Origin of the sequence: Klebsiella pneumoniae complex sp. WS1778, assembly GCF_049472055.1 — a bacterium.
GTDB classification, from domain to species: Bacteria; Pseudomonadota; Gammaproteobacteria; order Enterobacterales; family Enterobacteriaceae; genus Klebsiella; species Klebsiella quasipneumoniae.
Window position 1 is genome coordinate 81,234 of sequence record NZ_JBKGTJ010000001.1, and the last position, 14,928, is coordinate 96,161.

Annotated in this window: 18 protein-coding genes; 7 read left to right on the forward strand and 11 right to left on the reverse strand. The window is 49.9% G+C overall.

Annotated elements, in window-relative coordinates; genetic code table 11:
• Positions 1-15: 15 nt before the first annotated feature.
• The 3 genes from mnmA to rluE are packed head-to-tail and all read right to left on the reverse strand — an operon-like array spanning position 16 to position 2,304.
• Positions 16-1,122, reverse strand: a complete 1,107-nt coding sequence (mnmA, locus tag ACLEXF_RS00410; RefSeq protein WP_012542211.1) for a tRNA 2-thiouridine(34) synthase MnmA — start codon at positions 1,120-1,122, stop codon at positions 16-18.
• A 56-nt stretch (positions 1,123-1,178) separates the two neighbouring features.
• Positions 1,179-1,637 (reverse strand): NUDIX hydrolase, encoded by a 459-nt coding sequence (locus tag ACLEXF_RS00415; protein WP_004150802.1) that lies wholly within the window; start codon positions 1,635-1,637, stop codon positions 1,179-1,181.
• 16 nt (positions 1,638-1,653) lie between these two features.
• Positions 1,654-2,304 (reverse strand): 23S rRNA pseudouridine(2457) synthase RluE, encoded by a 651-nt coding sequence (rluE, locus tag ACLEXF_RS00420; RefSeq protein ID WP_032452457.1) that lies wholly within the window; start codon positions 2,302-2,304, stop codon positions 1,654-1,656.
• Positions 2,305-2,544: 240 nt separating this feature from the next.
• On the opposite strand from rluE, the gene icd reads away from it, so the two are divergent.
• Complete coding sequence (icd, locus tag ACLEXF_RS00425; RefSeq protein ID WP_004150800.1) at positions 2,545-3,795, forward strand: NADP-dependent isocitrate dehydrogenase; 1,251 nt, start codon at positions 2,545-2,547, stop codon at positions 3,793-3,795.
• Positions 3,796-3,912: 117 nt separating this feature from the next.
• Here icd and ACLEXF_RS00430 read toward each other — a convergent pair whose 3' ends face one another.
• From ACLEXF_RS00430 to ACLEXF_RS00460, 7 genes are all read right to left on the reverse strand, one after another.
• Complete coding sequence (locus ACLEXF_RS00430) at positions 3,913-5,040, reverse strand: site-specific integrase (RefSeq protein WP_122927441.1); 1,128 nt, start codon at positions 5,038-5,040, stop codon at positions 3,913-3,915.
• On the reverse strand, positions 5,021-5,266 hold the full coding sequence (locus ACLEXF_RS00435; protein ID WP_423265692.1) for an excisionase: 246 nt from the start codon (positions 5,264-5,266) through the stop codon (positions 5,021-5,023). Before ACLEXF_RS00435 ends, ACLEXF_RS00430 begins: the two co-directional genes overlap by 20 nt.
• 52 nt (positions 5,267-5,318) lie before the next feature.
• The gene (locus tag ACLEXF_RS00440; RefSeq protein ID WP_423265693.1) at positions 5,319-7,457 is read right to left on the reverse strand and encodes a 3'-5' exoribonuclease domain-containing protein; all 2,139 of its coding nucleotides are present in this window, start codon (positions 7,455-7,457) and stop codon (positions 5,319-5,321) included.
• A 141-nt stretch (positions 7,458-7,598) separates the two neighbouring features.
• The gene (locus ACLEXF_RS00445; protein WP_014228879.1) at positions 7,599-7,943 is read right to left on the reverse strand and encodes an Rrf2 family transcriptional regulator; all 345 of its coding nucleotides are present in this window, start codon (positions 7,941-7,943) and stop codon (positions 7,599-7,601) included.
• 42 nt (positions 7,944-7,985) lie between these two features.
• Positions 7,986-8,180 carry a DUF1482 family protein gene (locus ACLEXF_RS00450; RefSeq protein WP_012542202.1) on the reverse strand — a complete coding sequence of 65 codons (195 nt, stop codon included), beginning with the start codon at positions 8,178-8,180 and terminating at the stop codon, positions 7,986-7,988.
• A 421-nt stretch (positions 8,181-8,601) separates the two neighbouring features.
• Positions 8,602-8,724: a hypothetical protein gene (locus ACLEXF_RS00455; RefSeq protein ID WP_016529975.1), complete on the reverse strand. Its 123-nt coding sequence runs from the start codon at positions 8,722-8,724 to the stop codon at positions 8,602-8,604.
• A 272-nt stretch (positions 8,725-8,996) separates the two neighbouring features.
• On the reverse strand, positions 8,997-9,341 hold the full coding sequence (locus ACLEXF_RS00460; RefSeq protein ID WP_223178525.1) for a transcriptional regulator: 345 nt from the start codon (positions 9,339-9,341) through the stop codon (positions 8,997-8,999).
• 180 nt (positions 9,342-9,521) lie between these two features.
• Here ACLEXF_RS00460 and ACLEXF_RS00465 point away from each other — a divergent pair, with 180 nt between their 5' ends.
• Genes ACLEXF_RS00465 through ACLEXF_RS00485 form a run of 5 tightly spaced genes read left to right on the forward strand, consistent with a single transcriptional unit; the run spans position 9,522 to position 12,246 of the window.
• Positions 9,522-9,743 carry a transcriptional regulator gene (locus tag ACLEXF_RS00465; RefSeq protein WP_004147982.1) on the forward strand — a complete coding sequence of 74 codons (222 nt, stop codon included), beginning with the start codon at positions 9,522-9,524 and terminating at the stop codon, positions 9,741-9,743.
• Between the two features lie 2 nt (positions 9,744-9,745).
• Positions 9,746-10,300, forward strand: a complete 555-nt coding sequence (locus ACLEXF_RS00470; protein WP_069197138.1) for a toxin YdaT family protein — start codon at positions 9,746-9,748, stop codon at positions 10,298-10,300.
• Positions 10,301-10,351: 51 nt separating this feature from the next.
• The gene (locus tag ACLEXF_RS00475) at positions 10,352-11,335 is read left to right on the forward strand and encodes a DnaT-like ssDNA-binding domain-containing protein (protein WP_122927444.1); all 984 of its coding nucleotides are present in this window, start codon (positions 10,352-10,354) and stop codon (positions 11,333-11,335) included.
• Positions 11,247-11,792 (forward strand): replication protein P, encoded by a 546-nt coding sequence (locus ACLEXF_RS00480; RefSeq protein WP_228688653.1) that lies wholly within the window; start codon positions 11,247-11,249, stop codon positions 11,790-11,792. Before ACLEXF_RS00475 ends, ACLEXF_RS00480 begins: the two co-directional genes overlap by 89 nt.
• A gap of 13 nt (positions 11,793-11,805) precedes the next feature.
• Positions 11,806-12,246: a PerC family transcriptional regulator gene (locus ACLEXF_RS00485; RefSeq protein ID WP_032439844.1), complete on the forward strand. Its 441-nt coding sequence runs from the start codon at positions 11,806-11,808 to the stop codon at positions 12,244-12,246.
• A gap of 205 nt (positions 12,247-12,451) precedes the next feature.
• On the opposite strand, the gene ACLEXF_RS00490 is transcribed toward ACLEXF_RS00485, so the two are convergent.
• Positions 12,452-14,239 (reverse strand): DUF4209 domain-containing protein, encoded by a 1,788-nt coding sequence (locus ACLEXF_RS00490; protein WP_020315086.1) that lies wholly within the window; start codon positions 14,237-14,239, stop codon positions 12,452-12,454.
• 411 nt (positions 14,240-14,650) lie between these two features.
• Between ACLEXF_RS00490 and ACLEXF_RS00495 the strand changes: the two genes are divergently transcribed.
• A complete protein-coding gene (locus ACLEXF_RS00495; RefSeq protein WP_023279529.1) occupies positions 14,651-14,884 on the forward strand; it encodes a DinI family protein in 234 nt (77 codons plus the stop codon).
• The last annotated feature ends 44 nt before the right edge of the window (positions 14,885-14,928 follow it).

Genomic DNA, 14,928 nt, shown 5'->3' on the forward strand with positions numbered 1-14,928 from the left:
GGAAATAACGCGCGTTCAGGACTGCAGAGGCAGTCGTTGTTCAATAATTCCGCCGCCGAGACACACTTCACCCAAATAGAATACCGCGGACTGGCCCGGTGTCACCGCCGCGACCGGCTCATCGAAGCGGACTTCGATACGGTCTTCATCCAGCGCGGTAACGGTGCAGGGGATATCGGTCTGGCGATAGCGGGTTTTCACCGTGCAGCGCAGGGTGCCCTGCAGCGGTTCACGGTCAACCCAGTGCAGCTGTTGGGCAATCAGACCGACGGACATCAGGCGCGGGTGGTCATGGCCCTGGGCGACGATAAGAATATTATTCTCAACGTCTTTATCGACCACGTACCATGGATCTTCACTACCCTCTTTGGTGCCGCCGATACCCAGCCCTTTACGCTGGCCCAGGGTGTGGTACATCAACCCCTGATGGGTACCGATCTCCTCGCCGTCGACGGTGAGGATTTTGCCCGGCTGCGCCGGCAGGTAACGGCCAAGGAAATCGCGGAATTTACGCTCGCCGATAAAGCAGATGCCGGTGGAATCTTTTTTCTTCGCGGTGATCAGATCCAGCTCTTCGGCGATCTTACGCACCTGCGGTTTTTCCAGTTCACCCACCGGGAACAGGCTCTGGGCAATCTGCTCGTGGCTGAGGGTATAAAGGAAGTAGCTCTGATCTTTATTGCCGTCGAGTCCGCGCAGCAGCTGGCTTTTACCGTCGACATCGGCGCGGCGCACATAGTGCCCGGTGGCGATGTAGTCGGCGCCGAGGTCTTCGGCAGCAAACTCGAGAAAGGCTTTAAATTTGATCTCTTTATTGCACAGAATATCCGGGTTCGGCGTGCGGCCGGCTTTGTACTCTTCCAGGAAGAGCTCAAAGACGTTATCCCAATATTCGGCGGCAAAGTTAACGGTGTGCAGTTCAATGCCCAGCTTATCGCAGACCGCTTGCGCATCGGCAAGGTCGGCGGCGGCGGTGCAGTATTCCTCGCCGTCGTCTTCCTCCCAGTTCTTCATGAACAGGCCTTCCACCTTATACCCTTGCTGCAACAACAGGTACGCGGAGACCGAGGAGTCGACGCCGCCGGACATGCCGACGATCACTTTTTTCTGGCTTTCTGACATGGAAATACTCGCTACATTGAACTTCGAGGCGGCGTATTCTAGCACGCGCTCACCGTTCATTCACCCCCTGTGAACGGCCAGTTAAATGCGCCAATCAGCGACAGCGGCTGGCGCGGGTCCTGCAGGTAGCAGCGAATGCTTTCGGCAACCAGCGGCGAGCGCAGGTTTGGCGCGTTAAGAATTTCCTCAGCACTGAGCCACAGGCAGCGATCGATATCGCTGTCGTGCGGTTCAGTGGCGCACAGATCGCTAAGTTCGATGGCGAACAGGAAGCGCAGAAACGGGGTGTTATCGGGGGCCAGCCACTGATGCATGCGGATGAAGTGCTGCGGCGTGGCGCGAATGCCTGTCTCCTCCCACAGTTCACGTTCGGCGGCCTGCAGCAGCGTTTCATTGGCCTCGAGATGGCCCGCCGGCTGGTTCCACAATGCTTTGCCGTTAATGGTCTCTTCGACGATGAGAAATTTATCCTGGGCGTGAACCACGCAGGCAACAGTGACATGAGGTTTAAACATCGCTTTTCCTTTTCGGTTATTCGGCTTTGCGCCAGTCGCCGTTGGCCAGCCCGTCGAGGGTGTAGCCGCCCATGGCGTAGCGGATCAGCCGCAGGGTAGGGAAGCCGACGTGGGCGGTCATCCGGCGCACCTGACGGTTGCGTCCCTCGTAGAGCGTGATCTTCAGCCAGCGGGTGGGGATCGATTTGCGCTCACGAATCGGCGGGTTGCGCGGCCACAGCCAGGCGGGCTCCTCCACAAGTTCTACGCCGGCAGGCAGGGTGGGGCCGTCGTTGAGGGTGACGCCGTCGCGCAAAGCGGCCAGCGCCTCGGGCGTGGGTTCGCCTTCCACCTGGACGTAGTAGATCTTGCCGGTGCGTTTACCCGGCTGGGTCAGCTTCGCCTGCAGCGCGCCATCGTTGGTCAGCACCAGCAGCCCTTCGCTGTCGCGATCGAGTCGACCTGCGGCGTAGACGCCCGCCACGGGAATAAAATCTTTCAGCGTGCTGCGACCGGCCTCGTCGGTAAATTGCGGCAACACATCATAGGGTTTATTGAACAAGATCACAGTTTTTGGCTGGCGTTCTTTACGTTGTCTGGTGACTTGTTGTGTGCTGAATCGCTCAACGCGATGTTTTCTAAATGAAGTTTTCTGCATGGTATTTTCAGGCTCTATCAATTGCCGCATTATAGCCTAATTACGAATGCCTTTCATGGACGCAAACATTCAGGTAGTATTGACATGCTCATTACAAATTATTAACAAAAAATTGCTCAAACCGATTCGCAACACAGGCAGGAAGGCGACACGGACGCGATAGCTCCGGTTAGCGGGATGACCCGGTACTCCGAAGCTGGCCGACTCAGCCAACACCAGGCTCGCGTGAAGAGGGAAGAGCAGAACCAGAAGCGCTCGAAGGAGAGGTTAATGGAAAGCAAAGTAGTAGTTCCGGCGGAAGGTCAAAAAATCACCCTGCAAAACGGCAAACTGAACGTCCCTCACAATCCGATTATCCCGTTCATTGAAGGTGACGGTATCGGCGTTGACGTTACCCCAGCGATGCTGAAAGTGGTTGATGCCGCCGTTGAGAAAGCCTATAAGGGCGAGCGTAAAATTTCCTGGATGGAAGTTTACACCGGTGAGAAATCGACCCACGTCTATGGCCAGGATGTCTGGCTGCCAGCTGAAACCCTCGATCTGATTCGTGACTACCGCGTTGCTATCAAAGGTCCTCTGACTACCCCAGTCGGCGGCGGCATTCGTTCCCTGAACGTGGCGCTGCGCCAGGAGCTGGATCTCTACGTCTGCCTGCGTCCGGTACGTTACTACCAGGGCACCCCGAGCCCGGTTAAGCACCCGGAACTGACCGACATGGTTATCTTCCGTGAAAACTCCGAAGATATCTATGCAGGCATCGAGTGGAAAGCCGACTCTGCTGAAGCAGACAAAGTGATCAAATTCCTGCGCGATGAGATGGGCGTGAAGAAAATTCGCTTCCCGGAACATTGCGGCATCGGCATCAAGCCGTGCTCTGAAGAAGGCACCAAACGTCTGGTTCGTGCAGCCATTGAGTATGCGATCACCAACGATCGTGATTCCGTCACTCTGGTGCACAAAGGCAACATTATGAAGTTCACCGAAGGCGCGTTCAAAGACTGGGGCTACCAGCTGGCTCGCGAAGAGTTCGGCGGCGAGCTGATCGACGGCGGCCCGTGGGTGAAAATCAAGAACCCGAACACCGGTAAAGAGATCGTGGTAAAAGACGTGATCGCCGACGCCTTCCTGCAGCAGATCCTGCTGCGTCCTGCGGAATACGACGTTATCGCCTGTATGAACCTCAACGGCGACTACATCTCTGACGCGCTGGCGGCACAGGTTGGCGGTATCGGTATCGCCCCGGGCGCCAATATCGGCGACGAGTGCGCGCTGTTCGAAGCGACTCACGGTACTGCGCCGAAGTATGCTGGCCAGGACAAAGTGAACCCGGGCTCCATCATCCTGTCCGCAGAGATGATGCTGCGCCACATGCAGTGGTTCGAAGCCGCAGACCTGATCGTCAAAGGCATGGAAGGCGCTATCGCCGCCAAGACCGTGACCTATGACTTCGAACGTCTGATGGAAGGCGCTAAACTGCTGAAATGTAGCGAGTTTGGCGACGCGATTATCGCGAACATGTAATCTGGCCCCCAGATTATGTCAGAACGGGAACCTGGTGGTTCCCGTTTTTATTATTAGTTTTCGAACGGTTATCAAAATTTTATCAAAACAAGTTATCAAAACCCCTCCCGAAAAACCTCATAGGGCCACCGTTGTCCACCCCTTCCCTCGATCATCATGGTACCGATCCGTTTGTTGTTGAGTTTTATGTCCAAGTAAATCTTTCGTATTTATACCCTGGGCTTTATATAACCGCTCGGAAAGCGATCTTTGTTCATGGAAAGTTGCCGGTGTACCTTGTCCCCAGTCAATATCTGCACTGTCTCTTGCCTTGCTGAAATTCATGGTCAGTGTTCTGGGTTTCACCTGTGCTCCTCGCTCAGCCTGTGAGGTGGTTCTAAAGAAATGAACCAAATAAGGGCTTACTGCATAATCCCGGCAACGACTGATTACATCTCGGAGGCTCCAGTTGATTGCGTTGCAACGCAGAGCTAATGGTATAGCGATTTTGCTTCCGGTTTTCTCTTGCTCAACGTGTAGATGATCGTCCCAGATGTCCGAGAATTTCATACGGGATATATCACCTAGTCGCTGTCCTGTTACTATGGCTAAAAGCATGGCGTTCCCCATGTATTTGTGATTTTCATCGGCTATATCAAAAATCTTTTGCCATTCCTCAAGAGTGAGGCGCTGGCGAGTGATCTTTCTACGAGGTTGTTTAGTTGCTAGTGCAGGGTTATAACCAGGAGGTACTTCCCCCGCATGCTGAGCTTCTTTAAAAACATCTATTAGGACAGAGCGAATGACCTGAGCCATTCTGGGTTGTCCCTCCGCTAAATATTCATCAAGAATTTGCGCAACATCTCGAACATTGACAGCGGATATTAATTTCATTCCTACCCGTTCCTTAAGCAGAGATACTGGTTTTGCTTTTTGTTTGACAGTGTTTTCTTTAATATCTCCGGACTTTAATCTTTCCTGCTGAATCTTCCAGTAACGTTCAAGCCAAGTGTTAGTTGATATTGATTTTCCTGAGCTGGTGGAAATTCTGTCAGTGATTGCCATTATCTGGCGGGTTTGTTGTTCCGCCAGTCTTTTATTTGCTTCAATAGCTATTGCCGTGGCCTCTGCTTCGTCTGTTCCTAGACTATGAAACTTACCAGTTATCGGGTGCTTATAACGCCAGTAAACTTTATTAACCTTTCTACTGTAGAGCGGGTATAAATTTGGAATAGATATATTATTTTTACGTGGTCTGGCAGCCATCGTTCAAAATCCTCTGCAAAAGAACAGGGTCGCTTTTCTTTACTACAGGAGTGGTCAATGTACCGACCAACTCAGCATCCTCCCTGACGCGCCAGAATCGACCTTCTTTTTTGGCTGGGGGAGAAAACATATTCTGTTTAGCATAATTCCTGAGAGTGGAAACGCTTGGAGGATTGCTTCTGTATTTCTCGTTTGCCCACTCTTCAAGGGTTAACATCTTGAGCATATGTTTTACCTCATTATGGCCCATTGCTGGGCCAGTATCTGAAAATAAAAAATCAGTTTTGCATCAATTTTTGCAGCACCTGATTGCCGGCAATTATTCGCTGCCAGATCGCTGATACATAGCGGGCCTGATGAATAGCATCAGCGAGGGCATTGTGACGAGCCCCTTCAAACGGAATCGTTGTTTTGGGGGCGAAGCTAATGGCCTGGCCGAGCTCTACCATTGTTCGTACGTCCCGATCGTTCCAGTATTCCCACGGATAATATTCAGCAATGCAATCGTAAGAAGAACGCAGAATAGAGTTGTCAAATGACGCACCGTTACCCCATACCTGCGCCTTTTTGCTCCCACCAGCGACATTATCAGAAACAAATTCTCTGAACTGGAGTAATGCATCCTGCAACGGGATAGCATCATCATTTACGATCGCAGAGCGTGCTTCGGAGGACTGCTTAAGCCACCAGATAACAGTAGATGGATCGATTACGGCGCCCCAGTTCACAGAGGATTCAAGGCATACGACTTTATAGAAACTTTCTCCAATAGAGCCGGTTGCCGGGTCAAAAACAACCGCACCAATAGCGACGATAGGGGCGTTATGTTTTTTACCCATGGTTTCCAGATCAACCATAACGTGAACATAATCAATTGGCTGATCTTCCTCCTTATTATGATGACTGGATTCAATATTTACAGAATCCGTTTGATGAACAACTTCATCTGTTTTTTCTTTTTGGTTAACCTTGCCCGTAACGTCAACAAGACCTTCAATGGAAAATACTCCGTCCCCAATTTTTGAAACTTCAGGCTGCCTGGTCTTGGTAAGGTCTTCGGTTACCCACTTCGGATCCGTAGGATCGCTAACCCCTTCAACATATTCGCCGCGCTCGGCGGCCAGAACCTGATTAGCATCCGGACGTTGCTTTTGAGCCTCTTTTACCAGTTCGGTACCAACTGCTTTAATGTCGGAGGAGAGTGTTTCCAGTTTTGCGCTGCTATCCTCTCCGGCGATTACTTGGTTTGTTGCATCCAGAGTGACTCCAGCAGATGGAATATGTCCCGCCTTGGTAAGCGTCTCAGCGCTCGGGGTATCATGCTTATGTTCAGTCAGATTCGCGTTGATGTAGCCACGCAACCGATCTGGAAAAGGAGTTATTCCACTGGATGCTTCCCTGATCAGTGCAAAAATCGCTGCACGGGAATAATCAAGGATGCCTGGTGTGCTCCGTAATGCTGCAGACCATTCTTTAAATGGACTTTCTTTCTTCTGTACTATTTCCTTAGCGCGGCGGTGGACTGATGCCGGAAAATTATAGATGTCAAAATCCATAGGCATCGTTGCAAGAGCGATCTCTATATCCAGAGTATCCAGCGAATGCTGATAATCCGGATTGCGGTCAGTTTTGTTACCGCCGCCAGCATTGGCGCCGGCATCGGTTTTGTTTATTGAGGTGATATAGTTTCCAGCAGCCCATTCCTTTGTAAGGATCCCGCGGTCAATGTGCGACGTTTCAAGCCACAATTTGGCGAACTGAATTTGCTTGCCGAGCTCATGGCGTTTCCCCACAGGAAATATGCTCTTAAATGCACTGGTAAATTTCCACAGACCAGGCATATCATATTTTTTAAGCTCCGGAATATTTTCTGCCGTCAGCAGCAGATTCTGCACACCGTGATTATCCGTATCCATTTCCATCGCTGAAAGGCGGTTACGATGAGGAATGCTAATGTGATACACGTGACGCTCGTCGGCCATATACTGGGCAAGCAGCTGCGTGCGGAATGACATTTCCGCCAGGTTGAAGAGTGCTTCTTCATTGTTCGAATAGTCCTCTTCATCGCTATTTGCAGGAGAGATATCGTTTTCTGGTTTACTGGAGGGCTGTGGTTCAGCAGCCGCCGGCGCAACGATTTTTTGCCATGCCAGCCCGTCTTCACCACCAAGCTCGTAGCGATCGCACCAGGTGTCATCCAGTACACCTTCTTCCGGTAAGTCATCAACGATGAGCCAGTTGGTGCGGATCGGCAGCTGATGGCTGGCGCCGCGGCCAACGTTAATTTCAGCGTCTTCCAGGATGTCTAGGATTTTGCGCTCGGCGCGAGAATCGGATTTAGCAGAGAACCAGCAGAAGAGATTTTTCGCTTCGTTTGCTTTTGCCTTCGCTTTAATGAGATACGGGTAGTTGTTCATTGCGTTTGGGCTCCTTTGGATTGTAAGATACCCGGCAGCTGATGGCAGCCGCCCTGGTGGTGGTCATTGGTCAAAACTCGATTCCGGAAAGCTTTGGTCGGCTGACCGGGTACTTAACCCGCCTTGCGCGGGTTTTGTGCTTTATGGGGCTGGCGAATCGCCCCGCAGCAGCTGTGATACGCGAACGTCGTCAAGCGCTCGCAGGATAGGCTCAAAAGTTTTATGGGCTGGCAGTTTGGATACTGCTGTGATCACTTCTGTAACGGTGATGTCATCGCCGCGGGGGCTATAACCACCACCTGGGCCACGCTGTGAAATAACCAGGTTACCCGCCCGCAGCTTTTTGAAGATTTGCTCAAGGTATGAAGTAGACAGCTTTGACTCTTTACTGATGGCCGTCAGTGAAACGGGCGAGCCGTCATAGAGCTTATTCAAAGTGGCGGCGGCCTGGACAGATGCCAGAACGCGTTTCATTCCAAATTCCATAATCACTTCTCCGGCCGTAACGGCCATTGGTCAAAACTCGATTCAAAAACTCACTGCAGGCTGTTGGTCGTCAGCCATGTTTTGTGTATTTCGGTAGGGGAGGCACTGGCCCTGTACTTTTTGTTCATCAGCGTTGCTGTTGCAACTGGCCTCTGATGGATAAACACCGATCAGAACATCAGAGCATTCACCAGTGAGAGCACATACGCTGATGACAAGGGCAAACAGGGTATTCATGCCTCAGCCTCAGGGTTTCCTTTCTGCGCCAGCAAGTAACATAGCTGGCGTAGTCTCACCTCGAACCAGTTCAGGCGGGTCGCCTGGTTCCCGGTAGGTACTCGGGCAAAATCCTTCATAGTTATCTCCAGTTAACTCATTATTAGGTTGTGGTTTTGCAATGCGGCGCCGGGTGCCTCCCGGTGACGGCAGCCAGTTAACAACTACCGCCGACAACTTTTTCCCCACAACGTGTGAATAACCGCCATGTTTACTTTTTTTAACTATGTCGCGTGCGCATAGCCGCATTCACCGCATTGCAAACCCTGATTTTTTATTTTCACTACTTCGACGCGCTTCGTCGGTGGTGTCGTGACGCTGATCTTCACGATTGAGCTTTTTCACCCTGCAATTCATCACCACGAAGCGCGCAGGATTTCCATTACATTTCAGAAGAGGCGCAGTCTGCCGGCTTACCTGAGAGTGCCGCGGTAAACTCGCTGAAACTCAGTGCCTCTTCACCTTCAGAGAGGTTTTCAAAATAGTCTTCGTATGCTTTATCCATACTTATTTCCTTCCCTTAAGGCCGGGCAGCCGAACGTTGAACCTGCTGCGATTGATATTGCTGTCATCTCATCCGGTGTTTCGTATGCCGCCGGCAGCTACTTCGTGGGCTTCCTGCCTCGATGACGTCATAGGACGGAGATAGTATTATCGATATAAACTACAGCTGTCAATTAAAACTGATGATTTAAATTTCAGAATTGGATGTGAGGTGGGGAGCAGACACAAAAAAACCGCCCGAAGGCGGCGCTTATGAAGGGGGGGAAGGCTGTTCTAGTCTTTCTTTCGTTTCATTAAATACTCGTTCATGAAAGCATCGAGTTCTTCCAGCCTTAACTGCATTAACCCGACGAATCGTTCTTGCTCCACTTGCGGAAGCTGATCGTAAATTTCTATGAGCTTTTTAGTCTCCGGGGTAAGGACATAGATATCTTCCGATCTTGGCTGCTGCAGCGTCTCTTCGTCTTCATCTGTCATGAAAAACCAATACAACGGTTTTCCTGTTATATCAGGAAGTTGCTCAAGCATTTCTTTTCTGGGAAGGATTCCAGCCTGACACCAGCCATTCACTGATTGGGATGTCGCACCGATCCTCCGCCCCAGTTCTGATTGAGACATTCCTATCTCATCTAAGACTCGTTGCAGTCGAACACCAAAGTTCATCTTCATCCACCCAAACAAACACATGAGAAAGATTATACAGATTTTTTCTTCAGGCCTCATATCGAATGATTTGACACTATCGAAATAAACTGATTAAACTGTAATTCAAATTTACAGTTCTTAGTGGAGCAGCACATGAAGCCATCACTTCAAAAAAAATTACTTGCCGTGTGTAGCCAATCGGAAATCGGACGGCGGCTTAATCGGCGAGCACAAACAGTAAATGGTTGGTTCAAACATAAAGTTCCCGGCGAGTTGGTTCTGAAAGTCAGTAAGGCATTGGAGTGGAAAGTTACTCCGCATGAACTCAGACCAGATCTTTACCCAAACCCAACGGATGGATTACCGAAGGAGTAAGTATGCAAACCATCTCTTTTAAAAATCATAACCCGGTAATGGGCCTGCAACTGAACTCAGAAAATCAGTTTTCCGGTCTACGCCGGGCTCGGATGAAGAGTAGAGCAATTTTTGCTGCCGTTCAGGAATGGGAGTCGACTTTACCTGGACGTGCACAGGACCACATCGCGCAGCTGGTGGATGAGCAATGGAGAAAACAAAACGGTCGCGGAATTAACGTCAATAAACAGAATCTGTACCGCTACCTGAAAAACGAATCCGGATCAGAGAAGTACACCAGCTACGTCATGCAGCTTTCAGGAGCGATCGCTGATGTGATGCCTATTGAGATTGCGCGCAAACACGGATTGAAACGTGGATTGACTGAAAGCGAGCTGGTGGCTCAAGCAATCAAAGAGTGTAGCGAAGCGCACCAGGCAAAATTGCTTGGTGCTCCGTTACAAAAGTTAGAGCGTGAAATTCGGGAGGCAGCAATTGCACTTTTTAACATGCTTCCTGCAGATGCGGCGGGACCACTTCTGGCGAGCATCAGCGCCGTAGCGCCGCAGTTTTTCTAATCGAGTTTTGACAATGACCACCAGCACCAGCTGGCTAATAAGAGGTTTCAGATGGCCCGCATCAGAACAGTTAAACCTGAATTCTGGACAGATGAGAAGGTGGTGGAATGTTCAGTTCCAGCGCGTCTCCTGTTTATCGGGTTGTTCAACTTCGCCAACGATATGGGATGCCTTGAGCGTTCGCCAAAACGGTTGAAGATGCAAATCTTCCCTGCGGACGCGCTCGATTGCGAACCACTAATACAGGAACTGATTACTCATGGATTACTCACTGAGTATTCAGTGAATGATGTCTGCTATTTGCAGATTAAAGGTTTCCTTAAGCATCAAAAAATAAACAGGCCTTCGGCCTCAAAAATACCTCTTCCGCCAGAATTCACTGAGTCTAAGGCAGGAAAGGAAGAAAAGAGAGCTCCTAATCAAGGAGGGCTCAGTGAGGACTCAGTGAATCCTCATGGAGGACTCACTGACGGAAAAGGAAGGGAAGGGAAGGGAAAAGGATCAAACCCCACTCTCTATGCGCAGGAGAGAAATTTTCCCCAGCAACCTCAGTATCTGCCTGGAGTGGATATTCCGATCGGGAAATTCGCCATGCACGACCTTTGGCTGCCGTCACAGGACTGGCCGCGACTGGCTGCTACCTGGGGTATAGCGCTTCCCGAACCGGCATACCTGCCGACAGAGCTGGCAGAGTTCACCGCGTACTGGAAATCCGAGGGGAAAGTGTTCACTCAGATTCAGTGGGAGCAGAAATTTGCCCGCAGCGTGATAAGTGCCAGAGCCAAATCTAAACCGCAACCAGCAACCGGAGGTAAAGACCATGCAGGAATTCAACCAGTTAACACCGCATCCCGGGCAGTTCAGGAAATTCAGGCAGCCAGAGAACGCTGGGAAAAGCAAAACGGACTTGCTGGCGGCGGATACGGCATGGCGGCTATGGACAGTCATGGGGGAAGTATTTTCGAACCGGTGGACCCAGAAGAACGGGGCGGCGCCCTCGGATATGTGGATTGCCCAGATTGGATCGATGAGTGAAGCCCAGATTACTCTGGTCTGCAGTCAGTGCATGGAGCGCTGCGCCGCGGGTAACACATGGCCACCGGATCTGGCTGAATTCGTTGCTCTGGTATCTGCCAGCGGTGCTAACCCGTTCAATCTGACATCCGAATCTGTAATGGCGGAATACAAGCGCTGGAGGAATGAGTCTTACCGATACTCGGGCAGCGACAAATACCCATGGAAACAGGATGTTATGTATCACATTTGCATTGAGATGCGCAGAACCGGAGTTGAGAGGAACCTGACTGAGGGAGAGCTGAAAAAACTGGCAGAAAACTTACTCACGAAATGGACCAAACACCTGGCTAACGGGTTTTCGATTCCCCCGATTCGTCGGCAGTTGGCAGCACCGAGGCATCCAGCAGGGCCGACGCCAGCGCAGGTTCTGATGGAAGAGTACAAACGCCGCAAGGCGGCAGGTTTAACCAAGTAAACGAGTTTTGACCATGACCAAACAATCAAAAACCAAAGTAACCAAAGCACAGATGGTGCTTGCCATCGTTAGCCGGACGCCAGAATGCGTCCTGCAGGATGTCTGCGATGCGCTGGACTTGCAAGCCAGTACAGCAGGTAACTTGCTGCGGCAGCTACATGCCGTGGGAAAACTCCATCGTACCCATAACGGCTGCCAGTATGTCTATCGAGTGGTTGCAGGCGTTGAGGTTCCCGATGTTGCCCTGCCGCAGACTGCAACACCATTATCTGAAGAGGATGTGAAAAAAGTCCAAAACGCACTGTCCCTGGCTAAGACGCTGGAAGACAAAAAGCTGTGGCGCCGGGCTGCGACTGTTTACACATCGATGCTTGGGATGACTACAACAGCAAACGAACTCTGGTTGCTTGCCAAAATGCGTAACCGCTGCCTGCGCAATGCGACGAGGTGCTGATTATGCCTAAAATGGAATCAACACCAGCTGGTATGGGATGTCAAAGCTAAGTTTAAATATTCCGGGGTGAGGCAAAGCTGAGATGTCCGCTGAGTGCCAAAAGCGGACATCAAATAATTTCAGCAGCACTCAACCTTATTAACCAAATCGCCTCAACTCATATCGACATGTATCCGGACTTGCCAACTTCGTAAACTTATTCACTTTAAGTCTGAGTCTCACTCCCTTGGCCGTAAGTGGCTTGCCAGTATCTCGCCGTAGGGTTCATTAGAATGTGCAATACAAGCCACCATGCAAAAATGCAGGGAGGTTGATTGTAGTAACCGGCAGGCACATATCCGTGAGCTAGTTGGTTTCGTAAATCACCATAGATTTTATCTACCAGTAAGGCCTGAAGATTGCCAATTATGTCTACGCCGAAAGCTTCAATAATCAGTGGATTATCTAGTAGTCCCTTGAGTCCATTTCGCTCTTGCGAACCGTCCCCGTGAAGCTGTGATGGCTCCTCACCTTTGATTTTCGCCACATATCTCAGACTATTTTCGATCTGTGGAATCAATACGTGGCATGCCGTCATAAAATCTCCATTGAAACCGCAAACCATACCCTGGATGAAAAACTCTTCATGCCCAAACGGGATGAAGGGATGATTGATGAACATATCGCGAAAAAACGCTTCCGAGATTGGATATTTCATTGTGATCTCATCCGTAGCAGGAATAATTTGCCCGGCTACTGCCAACTCATGGTCGATACGCATTCTCGTCATCATAATAGGCCAAATAACTGCCCCATTTGCATCATCAATCCCCAATCCTGCGGGTATGCGAGCAAGTGTCATTCCCTCATGATCAATATGTGTTGATCCAAACATCCAAGCTATGCTGTTGGCCTTTTGTTCTATTGCTTGAGCCTTGAGTCTCTCAATGCCGGTTGGCCGACAGACCAGCATCGCAAGTCTGAAAACCATATCAAACAAATCTCTTCCGACTACCCGACTCTTGGCTTGATGGACAATCTCACTAATGTCTTGAGGGGGAGACTGAAGGATAGACATCTGGTGACGGGATTCGATTTGGTAATCACGCATTTCTTCATACAGCGCAAGACGTTCTCCTCGGGTTCCTGGAATATTAGACAGTGCTTCAATAGCATTCTGCATGCAGGCTGCCGAAATCATGCCGCCATCTTGGAATTTTGACTCTTCAAGATGTGTATCGGCAAGAAGCCGCCAGAACTCAAACTGTGTATCTCTGTCACAGCAACTATTCGCAATCGGGATTGCGGTTTTACAGGCGTCGACGGCAAATGAAAATAATTTATGAGCCAGATATTTTTTTGTCAGAGACAGGAGTTCTTGGGCAATAAAAGATGGCTCACTCACTTTACAGTCGATATCGAGTTGCAGGAGTCGCAGCGGATAAGGTGAATCGGCTTGTCCACTGGTACGTTCATACTCTGCTAGTAGATGTGCCGAAAGCTGATCAAATTCATCCCTGAAATCAGTATTCTTTCGGAAAAAACAACACAGCCTAAGCGCACGCTCTAGGCGTTCTAAAGCACTAACCCACGACCCTTGCGATGTCATAATCGCCATGCTGGACGCATAATAAGCACGGACCGCCAGCAGAGGAAAACGGATTCCACCAATTTTACGAACCCAAAGTGTATCAGCAATACGAGCTTGAAGTTCGGGTAGCTCTATCGTCGGGCAAAATTGAGAAAGTACCTCCAGCGACAATCCGTTAATGTCATCCGGAATTGCTGATCTACCTTGGCTACTTTGAAAGCTCGGACCAAATGGTACCTGTGGATTTTCGGGACGAAAGTGAAAACCGCAAATATGGGTTAGCAGTCTTATCTCCGCTCTTCCATCCCCTAGGCTCGAAAGATACTTTGTGATATCAAAGCAGGTAACTGGCAGCTTACTCTGGATTAAGGGGGATAAATCAATAGTTTTAAGTTCGTCGAGGCTGATATTAATATCGTTCATGTCGTCACCTTGATGATTTGTTAATGCGGGGGCAACATTAATAACTATGTGCTTCTACCCTCTGATTTTTTACATGTGAATTGCTAGCTTGAAGCTTGAATAGCTCTATCATTATATACGTGGCACGAAATTATGGCCGCTTCTCGCACCCAGCGGACCTTCAGCTTCGTTAACACGTCCGCTTCGTGCCAAGAGCGGAATCTGGCGCGCCAGAGGTAGCAACGTTTCTTATCAAAGGTGTTGATCACCTCAAAAATGACTGTATCCCTGTGATAGCGGATTTCGTCCTTTGTGGAGAAAAGATCAATCTAAACATGAGCATGGGTTAGCGAAAAGTGGCATTAAACGCTTGAACATTTTACCTAACAAGTATACTGTTTATTTATACAGTACTTGCGTGAGGAGCTAGTTATGAAAGTGGAAATCACAATTGATCGCCAAAAAAAATTGCCGGATGGCGCTGTGCCTGCTCTGGAGAAGGAGCTACTGCGGCGATTGGATCAAAACTTTAATAACTGCAGTCTTGTGATTCGTCGGGCCAGCTCTGATGGGTTGACCGTGCTTGGTGGAATGGACGGAGATAAAAAACGTATTGAGGAAATCCTGCAAGACACCTGGGAAAGCGCTGATGACTGGTTCTGTTAAGTTAAGGTCCAGTGGCTTGCCTGGTTTATTTTGAGGATTTTGCT